At 57.7% G+C, this 17,885-nt stretch carries 21 protein-coding genes, 1 tRNA gene and 1 rRNA gene; 13 read left to right on the forward strand and 10 right to left on the reverse strand.

Annotation, left to right across the window (positions count from 1 at the left end):
* The first annotated feature begins 50 nt into the window (after positions 1-50).
* The 5 genes from ACEVJK_RS08600 to ACEVJK_RS08620 all read left to right on the forward strand — a co-directional run bounded on the left by ACEVJK_RS08600 (position 51) and on the right by ACEVJK_RS08620 (position 5,071).
* Entirely contained in the window at positions 51-1,274 is a 1,224-nt protein-coding gene (locus ACEVJK_RS08600) for an ABC transporter substrate-binding protein (protein ID WP_147573077.1), read from the forward strand.
* A 170-nt stretch (positions 1,275-1,444) separates the two neighbouring features.
* Positions 1,445-2,374, forward strand: a complete 930-nt coding sequence (locus ACEVJK_RS08605; RefSeq protein ID WP_147573075.1) for a branched-chain amino acid ABC transporter permease — start codon at positions 1,445-1,447, stop codon at positions 2,372-2,374.
* An 18-nt stretch (positions 2,375-2,392) separates the two neighbouring features.
* Positions 2,393-3,544 (forward strand): branched-chain amino acid ABC transporter permease, encoded by a 1,152-nt coding sequence (locus ACEVJK_RS08610; RefSeq protein WP_147573073.1) that lies wholly within the window; start codon positions 2,393-2,395, stop codon positions 3,542-3,544.
* Positions 3,541-4,389, forward strand: coding sequence for an ABC transporter ATP-binding protein (locus tag ACEVJK_RS08615; protein ID WP_374740378.1), 849 nt, complete (start codon positions 3,541-3,543; stop codon positions 4,387-4,389). Before ACEVJK_RS08610 ends, ACEVJK_RS08615 begins: the two co-directional genes overlap by 4 nt.
* Complete coding sequence (locus tag ACEVJK_RS08620) at positions 4,376-5,071, forward strand: ABC transporter ATP-binding protein (RefSeq protein ID WP_147573069.1); 696 nt, start codon at positions 4,376-4,378, stop codon at positions 5,069-5,071. The genes ACEVJK_RS08615 and ACEVJK_RS08620 overlap by 14 nt, the downstream gene beginning before the upstream one ends.
* Before the next feature lie 48 nt (positions 5,072-5,119).
* Here ACEVJK_RS08620 and ACEVJK_RS08625 read toward each other — a convergent pair whose 3' ends face one another.
* From ACEVJK_RS08625 to ACEVJK_RS08650, 6 genes are all read right to left on the reverse strand, one after another.
* A complete protein-coding gene (locus ACEVJK_RS08625) occupies positions 5,120-5,761 on the reverse strand; it encodes a single-stranded DNA-binding protein (RefSeq protein ID WP_147573067.1) in 642 nt (213 codons plus the stop codon).
* Positions 5,762-5,891: 130 nt separating this feature from the next.
* Positions 5,892-6,926: a TPM domain-containing protein gene (locus ACEVJK_RS08630; protein WP_240288536.1), complete on the reverse strand. Its 1,035-nt coding sequence runs from the start codon at positions 6,924-6,926 to the stop codon at positions 5,892-5,894.
* A 101-nt stretch (positions 6,927-7,027) separates the two neighbouring features.
* Entirely contained in the window at positions 7,028-8,233 is a 1,206-nt protein-coding gene (locus ACEVJK_RS08635; RefSeq protein WP_374740379.1) for a toxic anion resistance protein, read from the reverse strand.
* A 34-nt stretch (positions 8,234-8,267) separates the two neighbouring features.
* Positions 8,268-8,492: a hypothetical protein gene (locus ACEVJK_RS08640; protein WP_374740380.1), complete on the reverse strand. Its 225-nt coding sequence runs from the start codon at positions 8,490-8,492 to the stop codon at positions 8,268-8,270.
* Positions 8,493-8,504: 12 nt separating this feature from the next.
* Positions 8,505-8,723 (reverse strand): hypothetical protein, encoded by a 219-nt coding sequence (locus ACEVJK_RS08645; RefSeq protein ID WP_147573060.1) that lies wholly within the window; start codon positions 8,721-8,723, stop codon positions 8,505-8,507.
* A 10-nt stretch (positions 8,724-8,733) separates the two neighbouring features.
* Positions 8,734-9,438, reverse strand: coding sequence for a 5-bromo-4-chloroindolyl phosphate hydrolysis family protein (locus ACEVJK_RS08650; protein ID WP_262669115.1), 705 nt, complete (start codon positions 9,436-9,438; stop codon positions 8,734-8,736).
* Positions 9,439-9,635: 197 nt separating this feature from the next.
* On the opposite strand from ACEVJK_RS08650, the gene ilvA reads away from it, so the two are divergent.
* The 4 genes from ilvA to recR all read left to right on the forward strand — a co-directional run bounded on the left by ilvA (position 9,636) and on the right by recR (position 12,560).
* A complete protein-coding gene (gene ilvA, locus ACEVJK_RS08655; RefSeq protein WP_147573057.1) occupies positions 9,636-10,856 on the forward strand; it encodes a threonine ammonia-lyase in 1,221 nt (406 codons plus the stop codon).
* A gap of 254 nt (positions 10,857-11,110) precedes the next feature.
* Positions 11,111-11,755 (forward strand): ribulose-phosphate 3-epimerase, encoded by a 645-nt coding sequence (rpe, locus tag ACEVJK_RS08660; protein ID WP_186851772.1) that lies wholly within the window; start codon positions 11,111-11,113, stop codon positions 11,753-11,755.
* Positions 11,756-11,768: 13 nt separating this feature from the next.
* Complete coding sequence (locus ACEVJK_RS08665; RefSeq protein ID WP_186851771.1) at positions 11,769-11,924, forward strand: hypothetical protein; 156 nt, start codon at positions 11,769-11,771, stop codon at positions 11,922-11,924.
* Between the two features lie 33 nt (positions 11,925-11,957).
* Positions 11,958-12,560, forward strand: a complete 603-nt coding sequence (recR, locus tag ACEVJK_RS08670; RefSeq protein ID WP_147573054.1) for a recombination mediator RecR — start codon at positions 11,958-11,960, stop codon at positions 12,558-12,560.
* Positions 12,561-12,640: 80 nt separating this feature from the next.
* On the opposite strand, the gene sfsA is transcribed toward recR, so the two are convergent.
* On the reverse strand, positions 12,641-13,357 hold the full coding sequence (gene sfsA, locus ACEVJK_RS08675) for a DNA/RNA nuclease SfsA (RefSeq protein ID WP_374740381.1): 717 nt from the start codon (positions 13,355-13,357) through the stop codon (positions 12,641-12,643).
* A gap of 71 nt (positions 13,358-13,428) precedes the next feature.
* Here sfsA and ACEVJK_RS08680 point away from each other — a divergent pair, with 71 nt between their 5' ends.
* Complete coding sequence (locus ACEVJK_RS08680; RefSeq protein ID WP_374740382.1) at positions 13,429-14,304, forward strand: DMT family transporter; 876 nt, start codon at positions 13,429-13,431, stop codon at positions 14,302-14,304.
* 41 nt (positions 14,305-14,345) lie between these two features.
* On the opposite strand, the gene ACEVJK_RS08685 is transcribed toward ACEVJK_RS08680, so the two are convergent.
* The gene (locus ACEVJK_RS08685) at positions 14,346-14,969 is read right to left on the reverse strand and encodes a flavin reductase (protein WP_374740383.1); all 624 of its coding nucleotides are present in this window, start codon (positions 14,967-14,969) and stop codon (positions 14,346-14,348) included.
* A 173-nt stretch (positions 14,970-15,142) separates the two neighbouring features.
* Here ACEVJK_RS08685 and ACEVJK_RS08690 point away from each other — a divergent pair, with 173 nt between their 5' ends.
* From ACEVJK_RS08690 to ACEVJK_RS08700, 3 genes are read left to right on the forward strand one after another with little or no spacing between them, the layout of a single operon-like run.
* Positions 15,143-15,760, forward strand: coding sequence for a DUF1643 domain-containing protein (locus tag ACEVJK_RS08690; protein WP_374740384.1), 618 nt, complete (start codon positions 15,143-15,145; stop codon positions 15,758-15,760).
* A 26-nt stretch (positions 15,761-15,786) separates the two neighbouring features.
* Positions 15,787-16,992, forward strand: coding sequence for a substrate-binding domain-containing protein (locus ACEVJK_RS08695; protein ID WP_374740385.1), 1,206 nt, complete (start codon positions 15,787-15,789; stop codon positions 16,990-16,992).
* A gap of 31 nt (positions 16,993-17,023) precedes the next feature.
* Entirely contained in the window at positions 17,024-17,563 is a 540-nt protein-coding gene (locus ACEVJK_RS08700) for an N-acetyltransferase (RefSeq protein ID WP_186851766.1), read from the forward strand.
* A 37-nt stretch (positions 17,564-17,600) separates the two neighbouring features.
* Here the strand turns inward: ACEVJK_RS08700 and rrf are convergent.
* Both rrf and ACEVJK_RS08710 read right to left on the reverse strand, forming a co-directional pair.
* A 5S ribosomal RNA gene (gene rrf / locus ACEVJK_RS08705) occupies positions 17,601-17,716 on the reverse strand.
* A 50-nt stretch (positions 17,717-17,766) separates the two neighbouring features.
* Positions 17,767-17,841 (reverse strand) — tRNA-Glu (locus ACEVJK_RS08710).
* Positions 17,842-17,885: the final 44 nt, after the last annotated feature.

The following is a 17,885-nucleotide window of genomic DNA, read 5'->3' on the forward strand; positions in this document are numbered from 1 at the left end:
GCAGACAATCTGTAAAACGCTTGATCCCGGAATGAAAAGGAGTAGTGAACATGAAAAGAATCCTTGCCAGCGCCCTGTCCGCCGCCCTTCTGCTGACCATGCTGGCCGGCTGTGGCGGAAACAACAATTCCTCCAACAACGGTTCTTCCAACACTGGGACTTCTTCCGCCTCCAACACCAGCTCCGGTGACAAGGTGGTTAAGATCGGTGTGTTTGAGCCCCAGTCCGGCGACAACGGCGCCGGCGGAAAGCAGGAAATCCTGGGAATGCAGTACGCCCACTCCCTGACTCCCACTGTGGAGATTGGCGGCGAGACCTATACTGTGGAGTTGGTCTATGCCGATAACCAGTCCGCTAACGACAAGGCGCCCTCCGCCGCCCAGACTCTGGTTTCCGCCGGCTGCTCGGTGGTGCTGGGCTCCTATGGCTCCGGTGTGTCCATCGCCGCTTCCGACACCTTTGGGGACGCGGGTGTGCCCGCCATCGGCGTGACCTGCACCAACCCCCAGATCACCATTGGCAACGACCACTACTTCCGCATCTGCTTCATCGATCCCTTCCAGGGCACAGTCCTGGCTAACTTCGCCAAGGACCAGTTTTCCGCCACCAAGGCTTACTGCCTGGCCAAGCAGGGGGACGACTACTCCGTGGGTCTGTGCAACTACTTCATGAAGGCCTTTGGTGAGGAAAATTGTGTGTATGAGGTTTTCCCCGAGGGTACCTCTGACTACAGCTCCTATGTGACCAGTGCCAAGAACTCTGGCGCCGATGTATTCTTCGCCCCTGTTTCCATTGAGGCGGCGGCGCTGATTCTGGATCAGGCCGCTACCCAGGACCTGGGGATGCCCATGCTGGCCGGCGACACCTGGGATTCCAACGTAATCACCGAGGCCGCCAAGGGCAAAAGCAATATCGATCTCTACGTCACCACCTTCTATCAGGAGGGCGGCAACGCGGAGTTTGACGCAGCTTTTAAGGAGTGGATCAACTCCGACTCCACCAACCTGACCAATAACAACGGCAACGACATGATCGCCGCCGTTTCCGTCATGGGCTACGACGCCTACTATGTAGCTCTGGAGGCCCTGAAGGCCGCTGGCTCCACCAATCCCGCCGATGTGATGACGGCGCTGTGGGATGTGACCTATGACGGCATCACCGGACACATCGCTTTCGACGATGAAAACGGCGACGCGGTGCGGGATCTGGCCTATGTGAAGCACTGCAATACAGAAACCGGCGCCTGGGATCTGGTGGGCGAGCAGGGCGTGTAAGTCAACGCTCGACTTATCCTTTCAGATGGTACACCGCGCCCGGCGGGACAGTAAAACCCCGCCGGGCGCGGTTTCACAAGGCTTTGGGTCGCTGCGGAAAGGACTTGAGATCTCTTGCCTCTTTCTCGGCGGCCTGAGGGATCATTTTGATACGGAGAGGGAGGAATCCCATGGAACAATTCACAACGGTTATACTGCCCTATATTCTGTCTGGCATCTCCGTAGGCGGCCAGTACGCATTAATCGCCATCGGCTATACCATGGTGTATGGTATCCTGCGCCTGATTAACTTCGCCCACGGCGACGTGTTTATGGTGGCGGGTCTGATGATGGTCTATCTCTCGGCGGCCCTGCCCTTATATCTGGCGGTGCCGGTGGTAGCGCTGCTGACGGTGGCTCTAGGCTTTGTCATCGAGAAAATCGCCTACAAGCCTCTGCGCTCCGCTCCCCGCATGAGCGTGATGATCTCCGCCATCGGGGTCAGCTATCTGCTGCAGAACCTGGCCCTATATGTCACCGGTGGTCTGAATAAAACCTATCCCACCATCCCCTGGATCTCCGACCAGGTGGATCTGTTCGGGGCTACCACCAAGCGGGTCACTCTGATCACCCCGGTGCTGACCATCATACTGGTCATCCTGCTGGTACAGCTGATCAACCACACCAAGGTTGGAATGGCTATGCGGGCGGTAGCCAAGGACTTTGAAACCAGCCAGTTGATGGGGATTAAAATTAACAATGTCATCTCCGTCACCTTTATCATCGGCTCCTTTTTAGCGGCAGTCGGGTCCATGCTCTATTTCTCCAACTATCCCGGTGTGGTACCTACCTCTGGAGCCATGCCCGGCCTGAAAGCCTTTGTAGCCGCAGTGTTCGGCGGAATCGGCTCTATCCCAGGGGCGGTGATCGGCGCATTCATCATCGGCGTGTTTGAGTCTCTGATCAAGGGGCTGGATACCATTCTGACCACCTTTCACATCATCCAGTCCCCTCTGGAGCTGTCCACCTTCTCCGACGCCTTTACCTTTGTGCTGCTAATCGTGATCCTGGTCTTCAAGCCGACAGGCCTGTTTGGCGAGAAGGCCACGGACAAGGTTTAACGGGAGGGAGTGGGTTAAATGATACAGCAAAAAAATAACAGGCAAACCCTGATCTCCCTGGCGCTGGTGGCATTGATGCTGGCGGTAGTGCTGGTTCTGGACCAGGTGATCCAGCCCACTGACTACATGTCAATGCTCCTCAAGGTGCTGCAAAAGGCTTCGGTCTATGCCCTGGCGGCTGTGTCCCTAAACCTGTTGACCGGCTTTACGGGCCTGTTTTCCCTGGGACACGCGGGCTTTATGCTCATCGGGACCTATATTTACGCCATCTTTACCATCTCCTCTGACAGCCGGGACGCGGTGTACCAGTACTATGACGCGGCGGTTCGCTTCTCCATCCCGGAGGCGTTGAGCGGCGCTCTGGGCCCCTTCGGCACCGTTCTGGGGGTAATCGTGGCCGTCCTGCTGGCCGGCCTGGGGGCCGCCCTGGTGGCCTGGCTGATCGGTCTGCCGGTGCTGCGTCTGAAAAGCGATTACCTGGCCATCGCCACATTGGGCTTTGCGGAGGTCATCCGCGCGGTCTTTCAGTGGGGAAAGCTGGGGCCGGTGACCAATGGCTCCAACCCTCTAAAGAGCTTTATACGGATTGCGGACTTTAAGATCCAGGCGGGCGACGTGACCATCAGCCTGTCCACCTTCATCCCTGTCCTGATGTCCACAGTGTGTATCGGGATCATCGTCCTGCTTATCAACTCCTCCTACGGGCGGGCCTTTAAAGCCATCCGGGAAAATGAGATCGCGGCGGAGGCCATGGGCATCAACCTGGCCCGCCACAAGATGCTCTCCTTCTGTATTTCCTCCTTCTTCGCCGGCGTGGCCGGAGCGGGGATGGCCATGGTGCTGGGCATCGCCCAAGCCAATAACTTCAAGTCCGCCATGACCTATGAAATCCTGCTCATGGTGGTGCTGGGCGGCATCGGCTCCATCTCCGGCTCGGTCATTGGGGCCACCCTATTCATCGCTGCCTCCGAGTGGTGGCTGCGCGGCTTAGACAACGGCGCTTTCCTGGGCATCGAGGCCCCAGGCATCTTCCGCAACGGCTTCCGGCTGGTGGTGTTCTCCGTCATCATTATGGTGGTGGTCCTCTTCTTCCGGAAAGGCATCATGGGGGACAAGGAACTGCCAGATCTGTTTAAGCGCCGGAAGAAAGCCAAGGGGGTGGCGAAATGAGTGAGAGTATCCTCAATTTAGAGCACGTCACCATGCAGTTTGGAGGCGTGGTAGCGGTCAATGACCTGTCCCTGGAGGTAAACAAGGGGGAAATCGTGGCGCTGATCGGCCCCAATGGTGCGGGCAAGACCACGGCCTTCAACTGCATCACCGGGGTCTACGAGCCCACCAACGGAAGGATCTCTTTTCTGGGGCAGCCTATGGTGGAGAATTTTCCCCAGGGCAAGATGAAAAAGACCTACCAGGGGGAGAACCAGGGGATGTTCACCCACAAACTGGCCCCCACCCCAGATCAGATCACCCATATGGGGATGGCCCGGACATTTCAAAATATCCGGCTGTTTTCCTCTCTTTCTGTGCTGGACAACGTGCTGATCGCCAAGCATATGCGGGCCAAGCACAACGTGTTTTCCTCCACCTTCCGTCTGAGCAGGCGGGAGGAGGCACGGATGCGGCGGCAGGCCATAGCTCTGCTGGAGGAGCAGAATCTGGATCACCTTCAGGACGAGGTGGCTGGCTCCCTGCCCTATGGACTACAACGGCGGCTAGAGATCGCCCGGGCCTTGGCCACCGAACCCAAGCTCCTGCTTCTGGACGAGCCGGCCGCGGGCATGAATCCTCAGGAGACCCACGAACTGACAGACTTTATCCGGCAAATCCACACAAGGTATGATTTGACCGTATTGCTGATCGAGCATCACATGGATCTGGTCATGCGGATCTCCGACCGCATCTATGTCTTGGACTTCGGCAAGCTGATCGCCCAGGGCACACCGGAGGAGATCCAAAACAATCCTCGGGTAATTGAGGCATATTTGGGGGTGGCGGACGATGCTGAAAATTGACGAATTGCAGGTAAACTACGGCGGCATCGAGGCCGTGAAGGGAATCACCTTTCAAGTGCCAGAGCGAGAGATCGTCACACTGATCGGTGCGAACGGGGCCGGGAAATCCACCACCCTTCGGGCTATCGCCGGACTGGTAAAGCCAGCGGCGGGCCGCATCCATCTCCAGGGGGACGATATCACCGCCCTCTCTCCCGACCGGATCGTGTCCAAAGGCATCACCTTAGTCCCAGAGGGGCGCCATGTATTTCCCGATTTGACGGTACTGGAAAATCTGAAAATCGGCGCCTATCTGCGCCATGACGACCTGGAGGACGACATCAAGTGGGTCTATGACCTGTTCCCCCGGTTGAAGGAGCGTTCCTGGCAGGCGGCGGGCACTCTGTCCGGCGGCGAGCAGCAGATGCTGGCCGTAGGCCGTGCCCTCATGTCCCGGCCTAAGATCATGATGATGGATGAGCCCTCCCTGGGTCTGGCTCCTCTGGTGGTCAAGGGGATTTTTGAGATCATCAAGGAGATCAACAAGCAGGGCGTCACTATCCTTCTCATCGAGCAGAACGCCAACATGGCGCTGCACATTGCGGATACCGCCTATGTTTTGGAGACTGGCCGCTTGACTATCTCCGGCTCCGGCAGGGAGTTGTTGAGCAATGAGGCTGTGAAGAAAGCCTATCTGGGATAATTACATGAATCAGAGGGCCGCTGTCAAACAGGCAGCGGCCCTCTTCCCTTATCCCGTATGTTCCTCTTTTTCTGTGGGCACCTCCGCCGCCAGCGACATAATGGACACCTCGAAGGCCACCCGCTCCTCGGAGCGGTCTCCGCTGACCTTGGTATAGGTTCGGCTCTGAAGTCGTCCAGTCAGCCGCAGCTGGTCCCCCACCTCCATGCCTCCGCACCGGTGGGCTAAACTGCCCCAGGCGATGCAGGGCAGATAGTCCGCCCGTCCGTACCGGCGATTGACCGCCAGGATCATATCACAGATGGTCCGCCCCAGGGGGGTGGCCCGCAGGCTCGGTGTTTTACATAGGGTGCCGGAGAGCTCCAGCCGGTTTTCATCCTCTCCCGGCTCCTGCCGCAGCTCTCTGGCAAAGGCACTGATGACCAGCCTACTGCCTACCCCAGTTCGGTTGTTGAAGGTCCGTACTTCCCCCAACACCGTCAGCTCGCTCTCCCGCTCCAGCGGTCCGCAGCACTCCAGCAGCTCCAACGGAGCCACCACGTTCACCTGATCCTCCGCGCCTGACAGGCGCCGGACCACCAGTGGGAAGGTATAGAACTCCACGCCGTGGTTGAGATGGGAATAGACTGGGGCCTCCCCTACCGCGCCATGGAGGCGGATATGGTTGACGTCGGCGGAGCACTTTCTCATGGACCATCACTCTCCTGAATCGTTTGTTCCTCTGATGTATATGAAGTCCAAACGCCAGGTATGTCCCAAGCCGTTCCCCAGGGGGCGACAAAAAGGGCGTGTCCACCCCCACGGACACGCCCCTATTTTTCTATCGACGGCCGAACCCGCCGCCTCGGCCTCCGCCAAAGCCTCCACCGCGGCCACCAGAAAATCCTCCGCCCCGGGAGCCACCGAAGCCACCTCCACGGAAAGAGCCGGAGGAGAAGCCGCCGCCGCGGGAACCACCGGAGAAGCCGCCGCCTCTCGGTCCACTGGAAAAACCGCTCCCTCTGGAGCCGCCGCCCGGACCCGAAAAGCCGCTGAAGCCTCCACCGCCGGGCCCTCTAGGCCCCCTTGGCGGAGGAGGAGGGGGCGGCTGACGCCACCGCCGGCGGTACCAGCCGTAAGAGGGGCCGTGCCAGAACAGAATAGGCCGGAACACATAGGGCGGATTGATCACTCCGTAATATCGCTGACGATAAGCGGTATAGCGCGCGCTGTCAATCAAGGTGGCCGCCACCAGCGCGATGGCCAGAAGAATGACCAGCATCATTACCAGCCCCCCGGTCCTCTGGGTGCCGCCATAGTGATTGGCGTTGTCCAGATAGCCCAGGCCGTAGTTGTCCACATAAAATTGGTTGACATCGGCAAAGAGGTTGAGCACCCCTTCTCCGTACTCTCCCGCCGCCACATACTCATAGAGGGACTGGTCCATATAGTTGGTGACCTGCTGGTCTGTCATGGGATAGTCCGGCCCCACGGCCAAATAGCCATTGGTATTTTTCACATCGATGACCAGGATGCCGTCGCTGCTGGCCAGCTCGATTTCCTCCCCCAAGGAATAGGCGTAATCGCCAATATCGCCGGACACCCCGTCCACCACCGCCAGCGCGATGAGGCTGTCATATCGCTGGACCCAGTTGGCATTATACAGGCAGATGTCCCGCTCCTGGCTATCGGAGAGCACGCCGGCCTGGTCCCAGATATAATCCGCAAACTGGGCGGTGGACAGGCTGGTATCCAGCCCCACCTCTCCCGGCTCCGGGACTGCAGCGCTCTCCTTGTTCAGGCCGATGACCACCGCCGCCCCAATCATTGCGGCTGTGCACAACCAGGCTACCCAGGTCTTTTGAAAAAATTTCATATAGGAACCCCTTGTCATTTATGTAGGGGCGCATTCGAGATCCGCCCCACAGAAACTGCGCAATCCTTCGGCGCCTCCGCTCTTTGTGCCGTCAGGACCTCTTAGCCCCTTAGCTCAAGAAGCTTCTGCTTTAGCTCCCCTTCGATCCTGCCCAGCTCCGCCTCCGCCTCTTTCCGCTTCTGGCTGCCCTCGGTCTGAATCCTCATCACCTCATCCAAGGTAGAGATAAGCTGCTGGTTGGTATGCTGCAGTGTTTCGATGGAAACCACAGACCGCTCCGCCTCCTTGGCGGTTTCGATGGTGCCCATCTTCAGCAGATCGGCGTTTTTCTGGAGCAGTTGATTGGTCATGTCGGTGACAGCTGTCTGGGCAGCCGTGGCCTGTCGCCCGTGTTCCAAGCCCAGAGCCAGCACCATCTGGCTCTTCCACAGGGGGATGGTATTGACCAGAGAGGACTGGATCTTCTCTAGCATCAACGTGTCGTTGTTCTGGAGCAGTCTAGTCTGGGGTCCCATCTGTATGGAGATCATCCGTGTCAGCTCCAGGTCATGGAGCTTCTTTTCAAAGCGGGAACACAGGTTAGCCAGGTCGTTGTAGGCCTGGGCATCCTCCTGGGCGCCGCTCTCCTCCGCCTTTTTCTTCAAATCGGCCAGGTCGTGGGTCCGAAGATACTCCAGCCGCTTCTTGCCGGCAATGATATACATGGTCAGCTCTTTGTAATATTTGGTGTTCAGCTCATACATCTGGTCAAACATGGCGATGTCCTTCATCAGGACCACCTGGTGATTCTCCAGCACCTTGACGATCTTGTTCACGTTGGTCTCCGCCTTGGAGTAGCTGGCCTTCATGGCCTCCAGCTCATTCTTCCGCTTCTGGAAGAATCCGGCAATGCCCTTTTTCTCCGGCTCGCCAAAGGTCTTAAGCTCAACCACCAGGGAGGACAGCGCCTCGCCCACCTCGCCCAGGTCCTTGGTCTTTACATTGTTCAGGGCGCTCTCGGAAAAGGCGGCGATGTTCTTCTGGGCCGCGGCCCCGTACTGGAGGACCAGGTTGGAATCGGTGACGTCGATCTTCTGGGAGAACTCATCCACCATCTTCCGCTCCGCCTCGGTGAGCATGGACTCATCCAGCTTGACGGCGTTGGCGTCCCGTTGAGCCTGGAGGGCCGCCTGCTCCTCCTGTTGAGCGGCAGTACCGGGGGCGGGGACAGGGTCCAGGGTCAGTTCCGGGGCGGCGGGCGTCTGGGCAGCGGCCGCCCCGCTTGGGTCAAGGGTCAGCTTGGGGGTCAGGTTCAGTTCGTCACTCATATTGGGTTCCTCCTAAAATGAAAGTAGTCATACCTCAATCGTTCTTGGGGCTCTTATCATAGGCCAGCCAGCGCCGCCAATGGACAGCGCAACTCAAGCTCTGGAGCAGAAGCAGGACTACATACCACCAGAACATGTTTCCGCTGAGTCTATCAGGAAAAAACAGCAGAAGCCCGATCTGCAAGGCCGGGATCACAGACCAGAGTACAGCGTTAACCAGACATTCGCGCTTGCTTATAAATTCGCGGTAATTGGCCATGCTGCTCTCCTTTCATTTGCCGCCCGTTTTGTCCTCCTTGAAGGTGAAATAACGGTACCAGTGAAACCCGACGAAAACCACCCCAGCCAGTGTGATGATCAGATTGAGCCAGAAGTAGGGGGCGCCGGGGACCAGCATCCGGTTCTGCAGCCCGCCCCCCAGCCACAAAACCCACAGAAAGGTCCAAATCAGGGCCCGGTTCATCCTGGACTGCTTGGTATCCGCACTCATATTCTCCTCCTCACAGCTCCAGCTTGGGACCGTCCTCCTTGGATGAGCCCCCCATAGTCATTCCCCCCAGCCCCTCCTGGGCCAGCAGGTTCTCCATCACAGTGATATCGGTGGAGATGTCCAGGGCCTCCTCACCGAACAGGGCGTCCAGCTGCTTGTCAAAGGCCTGGGTAATGGTGTCCATCATGCGCTCCACCTTGGCTTTGGTGGTGCTGATATTGTCCCCAGCGATGCCGGTGGAGTCCATCCGATCATAAGCGTTCAGGATCTTCAGTGTCGTGGGCAGGTAGTAGTCCATAAATCGGCGGATCTGGGACAGTTTTTTGGGCTGCGACACCACCTGGTCGATGATCTTTCCGGTGACATCCTCCAAATGGTCGATCTGAGCGGATATCTTTTCGTCCACAATGGCGTCGTTAAGGCGGCGCATCTCTGACAGCGCCCTGTCCCTCTCCCGGATGAGCGCGTCAATAGCCGGGTCGCCGGTGGTCTTCTCCTTTTTAGGCTCCTCCTTGGGCCTGTCCTCTTTCTCACCGGCCAGCTCAAAAGCCTTGTCGGGAAAGACGGCCTTCCCAGCGATAAAGGCGACCAGAGAGAGGACCGCGCAGATCCCATAGGAAGCCGCCGACTTCAGCGGAAACAGCAGGGCATAGCCCAGCCAGACCACGCCCACCAGATAAATGGGCAGTACCGAGGGTTTGATATGCTTGGCCATAATTTCCTCCATCGCCCCGGCGGGGCAGCAAAACTCGGATATAGATAGTCTTATTGTACAACCGGGAGTGGAGCAGTGTCAAGGCGAAGGGCACTTTCTCCCAAAATCGCCCTCCTTTTTTGCCCTATCTCATTGACTTCTCCCCCAAGATTGAGTATGATTTTAAAGAATTGATTTGATAAAAAGGAGAACCTCCTATGCTTACCCTGGAACAGTTTAAAAACGCCCGGAGCACACTCCAGGGTGTTCTTCGGCCCACCCCTCTGATTTACTCCCCCTACTTGTCCAAAACCTGCGGCAACTACGTCTATCTCAAGCCGGAAAATATGCAGGTCACCGGGGCCTACAAGCTTCGGGGGGCCTATTTTAAGATCAGCACTCTGACGGATGAGGAGAAGGCCCGTGGTCTTGTCACCGCCTCCGCCGGCAACCATGCTCAGGGCGTGGCCTACGCCGCCCAGGCGGCCGGCGTGGCCGCCACTATCGTCATGCCCACCACTACTCCTCTGGTAAAGGTAAACAACACCAAGGACTACGGCGCCCAGGTCATCCTCCATGGCGAGGTATTTGACGACGCAGCCGAGCTGGCCGCCCGGATGGCAGAGGAGCAGGGATTAACCTATGTCCATCCCTTCAACGATCTGACACTGGCCACTGGTCAGGGCACCATCGCCTATGAGATCTTCCAGGACCTGCCCGACGTGGACGTGATCCTGGTCCCCATCGGCGGCGGAGGGCTGGCCGCCGGCGTGGCCACGCTAGCCAAGCTGCTCAACCCCCAGGTTGAGGTCGTGGGGGTTGAGCCCACTGGGGCCGCCTCCATGAAGGCCAGTCTGGAGGCTGGTCACATCGTCACCCTCCCCTCCGCTACCACCATTGCGGACGGCGTGGCCGTCAAAACTCCGGGGGACAAGGTGTTCCCCTATATCCAGCAAAATGTGGACCGCATCCTCACCATCGACGACGGCGAGCTGGTGGAGGCCTTTTTGGATGTGATGGAGCGGCACAAGATGGTGGTGGAGAACGCGGGGCTGCTCACCGTCGCCGCTCTGCGCCACCTGGACTGCAAGGAGAAAAATGTAGTGTCCGTCCTGTCCGGGGGCAACATGGATGTCATCACCATGGCCTCTCTAGTCCAGCACGGGCTCATCTGCCGGGGCCGTATCTTCACCTTTGCCGTCCAGCTTCCCGACCGCCCCGGCGAGCTGATGCGGGTGGCCGGTGTACTGTCCCAAAACAACGGCAATATCATTAAGCTGGAGCACAACCAGTTCGTCAACATCAACCGCCAGTCCGGTGTGGAGCTGCGTGTCACCCTGGAGGCCTTCGGGCACGACCACAAGGCCCAGATCCTGGATGCTCTGCGGCAGGCCGGCTATCAGGTGTCTGAGGTGGATACCGGCGACTTCTATACCTGAGTCTTCTCTGCCGCCCGCCGGAGGCGGGCCTCCGGCGGGCGGCTATCTGAAAAGCGGCGGGCCAGCGGGCTGAACCGGACGGTTTTGGCCGTGGGATCGGCCTGGAGCGATCCGCCTCCCCCGGGGCACCCGGGAGAGCCATAGGCCTCCCTTCTCCGCCCTGTATCCTATGCGCCCGGGCCACAAACTGCCCCATCGCGCCAGCCGCTCCTATCCCGTCTCTCCGTCGAAGTTTGAAAGTGAGGTCATCAACCATGGTAAAGATCGCTCCCTCTATTCTGTCCGCCGATTTTGTCAATCTGGAGCGGGACATCAAAAAAGTGTCGTCCGCGGACTATCTCCATGTGGATGTGATGGACGGCTGCTTTGTCCCCAACCTTACCATTGGCATCCCGGTAGTAAAGTCCATCCGCCAGTGTACAGACATGTTTTTGGACGTCCATCTGATGATCGACAAGCCGGTGCGGTACATCGAGGACTTCGCCAAGGCCGGAGCCGACCTGTTGTCCGTCCATTTGGAGGCCGACCACCCCACCCAAATCGCCCAGGCCCTGAAGGTCATGGGCGAATGTGGGGTAAAAAAGGCGGTGGCCCTGCGGCCCATCACCTCTGCCAACGCCATCCTGCCCTATATTGAAGAGTTGGATATGGTGCTGGTCATGACTGTGGAGCCCGGCTTCGGCGGCCAGTCCTTTATGGAGTCCCAGTTGGAGACCATCCGCCAGGTCCGGGCCATCATCGAGAAGTATCATCCCACCTGTGAGTTAGAGGTGGACGGCGGCATTGCCCCCAAGACCGCTCCTCTGGTAGTGGAGGCGGGCGCCAACGTACTGGTAGCCGGCTCCGCCGTCTACGGCAAGGAGGATATCCCCGCCGCCATCGCCGCCCTGCGGGTATGAGAGGAGCCCTTTTATGAAATCCTACGCTGTCCGTACCGCTAAGACCCCAGAGGACGCTGAAGCCCAGATGAATGAAATGGCTCGGGAGAGCTGGACTGTCAAGGCCGTCACCTTCTGGGAAACCGCTATGGCTTACCGGCTGGTCATCACCTTTGAAAAAGAAATTTAATCCCGCTCCCTATCTCTCCTGGAGGTCTCCGTCATGCAGTATTTTCCCCCCGCCCTTGAAAATCTGGTAGAACACTTCGCCAAGCTGCCCGGCATTGGTCTAAAGTCGGCCCAGCGGCTGGCCTTCCATGTCCTGTCCCTGCCTGAAGAGGAGGCGTCCGCCTTCGCCCAGGCCATCCTGGAGGCCAAAAAGGTGATCCACTGCTGCCCCGTATGCCAGAATCTCACCGAGGGGGAGGGCCCCTGCGCCATCTGTGCCAGCCAGAAGCGGGACCGGTCCACCGTTTGCGTGGTAGCCGATCCCAAGGACGTGGTGGCCATGGAGCGCAGCCGGGAGTACGGTGGCGTCTATCATGTGCTCCACGGGGTCATATCTCCCATGAACCGGGTGGGCCCTGACGACCTGCATATCCGCTCCCTGGTGGAGCGGGTAGCCGCCGGCGGTGTAGCTGAGGTCATCATGGCCACCAACCCCGACACAGAAGGAGAGGCCACCGCTATGTATCTATCCCGTCTGCTCAAACCGTTCCAGGTAAAGGTGACCCGGCTGGCCTATGGCATCCCTGTGGGCAGCCATCTGGAGTATGCGGACGACGCGACTTTAATGCGGGCCTTGGAGGGTCGGCGGGAAATCTGAATCCTCCCTCACCTCACGTCCCCCATTGTTTCAAATGAGCATACAAAAAGCTGTGGAGAGGACACTCCACAGCCTGTTTTTTACAGCTTTACCGGAATAGGCCGCAGGATCCGAAGGGTATCCGGAGTCACTCCACATTCCAGCGCTATCACATCCACCCCCGCCCGGGCCGCCCGGCGCAGAGCCTCCCCAAAGTCGGGGTGAGTGGCATCGTTGGGCTCCATCCAGCGCATCCCCTCCATCTGGACCACAAAGCAGACGGCGGCCCCATATCCCGCCTCCCGGGCCGCCACCAGCGCCTCCAAATGCTTCACGCCCCGCAGGGTGGGGGCGTCCGGGAACCGGGCGATCCGGTCCTCCTCTAAGGTGACCCCCTTCACCTCCACAAACCCACGGGTAGAATCGAAGGTCTTTTCTCCCCCATTCAAAAACTCCCAGTAATAATCGATTCTAGAATTCCCATATGTCATCTCTGGTCGAAGCAGTGTGGGGACAAACCCCAGCCCTCCGGCGGCCGCCCACTCCCCAAATACTCTGTTGGGCGCCTGGGAGTCCATATTGATCAGGAGAGGGCCTGCCGGCCCCTCCTTCTCTACCGCTACCAGGTCAAAGCGGGTCTTACGGACCGGATTGTGACTGTCCACCAGATAGACCCGGCATCCAGGGACTAGCAGCTCCCGGCACCGGCCGGTATTTTTCACATGGCAGACCTGGAGGTTCCCCTCCACCTCTACCTGCGCAACAAAGCGGTTGGGCCGGGCTAGAAAAGTACCGGCGCGGATATTGGGATATTTCATCTTGTCTTTTCCCCCGGAGTTCTGGTAATATGTCCCTAGTATAGCCAATGATAGGAATCGAGGCAAGTCCCATGGAGAAAAAAGCTGTCTGGAACATTATCGCCGCCGCTGCCCTCTGGGGCTGTATCGGCGTCTTTTTGAAGCTGCTCACCGCCGCCGGTCTCTCCTCTATGGATGGAGTGGCTCTCCGCAGTGCGGTAGCCGCTCTGCTCTACGGCCTCTTTCTAGCCGCTACGGACCGTAAAGCGCTGAAAATCCAGCCCCGGCACTGGTACTACTTCTTTGGCTCCGGTGTCTGCTCCCTGGTCTTTTTCAACTGGTGCTACTTCTCCACCATCTCCACCAGCTCCATGTCCGTGGCGGCGGTGCTGCTGTATACCTCCCCCGTCTTCGTCACCCTTCTGTCCGCCCTCTTTTTTCGAGAGAGAATCACGTCCCACAAGGTGGCCGCCCTGGCGTTGACCTTTGCAGGCTGTGTCCTGGTCACCGGGCTGCTCCCGCTGGGCCAACAGTCTGTGTCCTATCTGACGATACTATATGGATTAGGCGCCGGATTTGGTTACGCTCTGTATTCAATTTTTGGCAAGCTGGCCCTTAGGCAATACGCCTCCTCTACGGTCACTTTCTACACCTTTCTCTTTGCCGCCCTGGCCTCTCTGCCCCTGTCTGGTCTTCCCCGCCATCTGGAGGCGCTGGCGGACTGGCGGGCTATTCTGGGCGGGTTGGGCATCGGGGTGCTGTGCTGTATCCTGCCCTACCTGCTGTACACTGAGGGGCTCCGGTACACCGAGGCGGGGAAAGCCGCCATCCTTGCCACTGTAGAGCCCTTTGTGGCCGCCCTGTTGGGGATCTGCCTGTTCCATGAGTCAGTCACCTTCTATAAACTGCTGGGCATGGGGGCCATCTTCCTGGCCATTCTTCTACTGAATCGAACCACAAATGAATAATAAAAGGAGCTGTCCGCCTGGGACAGCTCCTTTTTATCCTTTTACAGTTTTACAAATTTGTCTTTGTTGGCCCGGCAGATAGGGCACTGATAGCCGTCGGGCAGAGTTTCCTTCTCCGCCACATAGCCGCAGATGGTGCATCTCCAGCCCTCGTTGCCCTCCAGGGTTCGGACCACAGTGGCGGTGGGCGGAGTAGAGCCCCCGTCGTTCTTGAAGTCGTCCACGGTCAGGGCAGGCCCCTCGCCCAGCACCTCGGCCTCCGTCGTTTCAGCGATATAGAGCATATAGGTGCCCAGATCCAGCTTCTCCACTACCTTACAGCTAAACCGGGCTAGAGCGTGATCCTTCACATAGGGATTTCCTGCCCCATCCCGCTCTACGTCGAAGCCATCGAACTTGTTCACTACCCGGCCGGACTTATAGCCAAACAGATTGATCAGATCCTTTGGGGTATCCTTGGCCAGTACCGTGGCGGCAAAGCTCCCCTTCGCCTCGATGGCTTTGAAGGTCTCGTTACTCTTGTTTACTGTCAGGGAAAACTTGAAGGGCATAGAGGATGTGACCTGGTGCAGAGAGTTGACGATACAGCCCTGAGGCTTGCCGTCCAACTCGGCGCCTACGATAAACAGGCCATAGTTGATGCGGCTGAATGCTTTGCGGTTCATATGAGTTCCTCCTTACTTTTAATAAGAATTATTCCTATTTATATTTCTATCATAGCAACATTTTATCCCGTTGTCAAGGAAAATATTTGCAGGGACTGGGAGACTTTTTCTTCCCTTGTCCTCTATTTGCCTCTCTGTTATAATAAAAATAGAGAGAAAAAGGAGGATACCCCATGCATATACCTGCCTGCCAGACCACCCAGCTGGAGCTCATCTCCTTCGACCAGGGCTTAGAGGAGGCTCAAGAGCCCAATCCCGACTATGACTCCTCCCGCTGGCTCTATGTGCCCAATTTTTATTCTGAGTACCGATACATCCTTGGAACCAGAGGGGATCGCCCCCTGATCTGTGTAGGTGTCAATCCCTCCACGGCAGCTCCGGATGCCCTGGACAACACCCTGAAATCGGTAGAGCGTGTGGCCCTCCACAACGGATATGACAGTTTCCTCATGTTTAACGTATATGCCCAGCGGGCCACAGACCCGGATCACATGGAGCAAACCTGCAATCACACCCTCCATCATGAAAATATGAGGGCCTTCGCATACGCCCTGTCCCTGGACCGGTCCGGCTCACCCTCTGTATGGGCGGCCTGGGGGACGATCATTGAAAAACGGGACTATCTGCCTCTCTGCGTCCGGGATATGGTCCAGCTGGGCCGCGACTATCACGCCTCTTGGTGGTCTGCCGGAAAACGCTCAAAAAAGGGACATCCCCACCATCCCCTGTACCTGCGGAAAGACAGTGTCCTAGAGGAGTTTGATGTCGATTCCTATCTAACCCATATCTGATTTGGAACAGAAAGGAGATGCGGCTTATGAAGGTCAACTGGAAGGAACTGATCTGCCGGGTATTCGCAGCTATATTCATCGGCCTTTTTCTCGGATTCCTCTTAGCGATTCTTCTGATCTATATTTCCCTCATGGCTCCCACCTATGTCCAGCGGGCGTCCTGGGTCCTCCTGCCCAGCCTTCTGGCAGGCGCGGTACTTGCCATTCTCTTTCCCCGGCGGTGGAGAAAGGGGGTTGCACTGTGTCTGGCGGCTGTTACCATCGGCTGCGGCGCTTACTGCGCCTTCGGCCTTTGGCGGAGCAGCGTCCCCACGGTGGACGACCGTGACCTGCTTCTCTGGCAGTACGAGCCCTTTTCAGAGGGCACCAAAGCTGTCAGCCTGGAGGAGCAGTCCACCCTGCGCTTTCACCGGGAGGACCTTCTGCGCCTGGATGGCGCCACCGCCCTGTATCCGGTTTATGCCGGCTTTGTGCAAGCGGTCTATCCCCAGGGGGAATATCCCCTGTACGACAATACCTCGGAAGGCTATGGCTCTGTCACCTGCAGCGGCACTGTGAACGCCTACGAGCGGCTCATCACTGGCCGCACTGACCTGATCTTCGCCGCCGCCCCCTCCCAGGAGCAGCTGGAGATGGCCAGGCGGGCCGCAAAAGAGCTCCACCTGACCCCCATTGGCCGGGAAGCCTTCGTCTTTTTTGTCAACAGCAGGAATCCCGTGGAGGGACTGACGGTTGAGCAGATACAGGGTATTTACACCGGCCAGATCACCAACTGGAATCAGGTAGGCGGGAAGAATCAGCCCATCCGCCCCTTCCAGCGGCTGGAAAACAGCGGCAGCCAGTCAGCCCTCCTCCGCCTGATGGATGGTCTTCCCCTGATAGAGCCGGAGAAAGAGGACCGGGTGGGCGGCATGGGCGGTATTATCCAGCAGGTGGCCAGCTATCGGAACTATAAAAACTCTATTGGCTTTTCCTTCCGCTTCTACGCCTCGGAAATGGCGGCCAACGATCAAATACGTCTGCTGGCCCTGGATGGCGTATCCCCAACTAAGGAGTCTATCCGGGACGGCAGCTACCCTATCGCCGACTCCTTTTTTGCCATCACTGCCGCTCCAATTGGAGCTCCAGATCCTAGGGAGAGTAATCCAAATCTGAATGCCTTCCTGGATTGGATTCTCTCTGAACAGGGCCAGCAGATTGTGGAAGACAGCGGATACGTATCAATTCGTTAACAAATTAAGACCATACAAGGGAGGAGCCGCTATGACGCAACTGCGTTTTTTAGAAGCCCATACGGAAACACATTACAAAGATATGTCTCTCCTTCACGCATTGGGCTGGAGGGCAGCCTATCACGGCCTTATTCCCAAAGACTACTTGGACCGTGAGATCCTGGATGACCGCTGGGTGCCCTTCTTTCATGATAACTGCGGTACTGGAAAACTTCAAGGGCTCATCTTGTACAATGGTGAGCATCCCCTGTGCTGTGGAGTATATGGCCCTGTGCGGACGGAGCTTCAGCCCAAAGGCTTACCCAGTCTGGCCCAGTGGGGAGAACTGATTTCTCTCTATGTCCACCCAGCGCACTGGCACTCTGGATATGGCTCTCTGCTCCTGAGGGAGATCCTCGCACGCCTAAAACGGGAAGGATATCCCGGATGCTTTCTCTATGTGCTCCAGGAAAACAGCAGAGCCCGGCGGTTTTATGAAAAACACGATTTCACTTGGGATGGATATGGTATTAAGGTCAGCCTCTCGCCTGACACTGTCCTTACCGACTTGAGATACCGCAAAATACTATAATAAAAAAGCAGGACAGTTATTTAACTGTCCTGCTTTGTGTAGGCACTACCTATCTTCCCGGTCCGTCTCCAGACAAGTATTTTCGGCAGAAGCGAGCTTAACTTCCGTGTTCGGAATGGGAACGGGTGGACCCTCGCCCTAATCAGCACCTACTATTTTAATCACCGAAGTGACTAAAACCATATCAAATTGTAGAGAAAACTTGGTGACCCGTACGGGAATCGAACCCATGTTTGCGGCGTGAGAGGCCGCCGTCTTAACCGCTTGACCAACGGGCCGTGTGGTGCGCCTTCAGGGATTCGAACCCGGGACCCACTGATTA

The sequence above is a fragment of the Flintibacter sp. P01028 genome, assembly GCF_041925235.1.
Taxonomy (GTDB): domain Bacteria; phylum Bacillota; class Clostridia; order Oscillospirales; family Oscillospiraceae; genus Lawsonibacter; species Lawsonibacter aceti.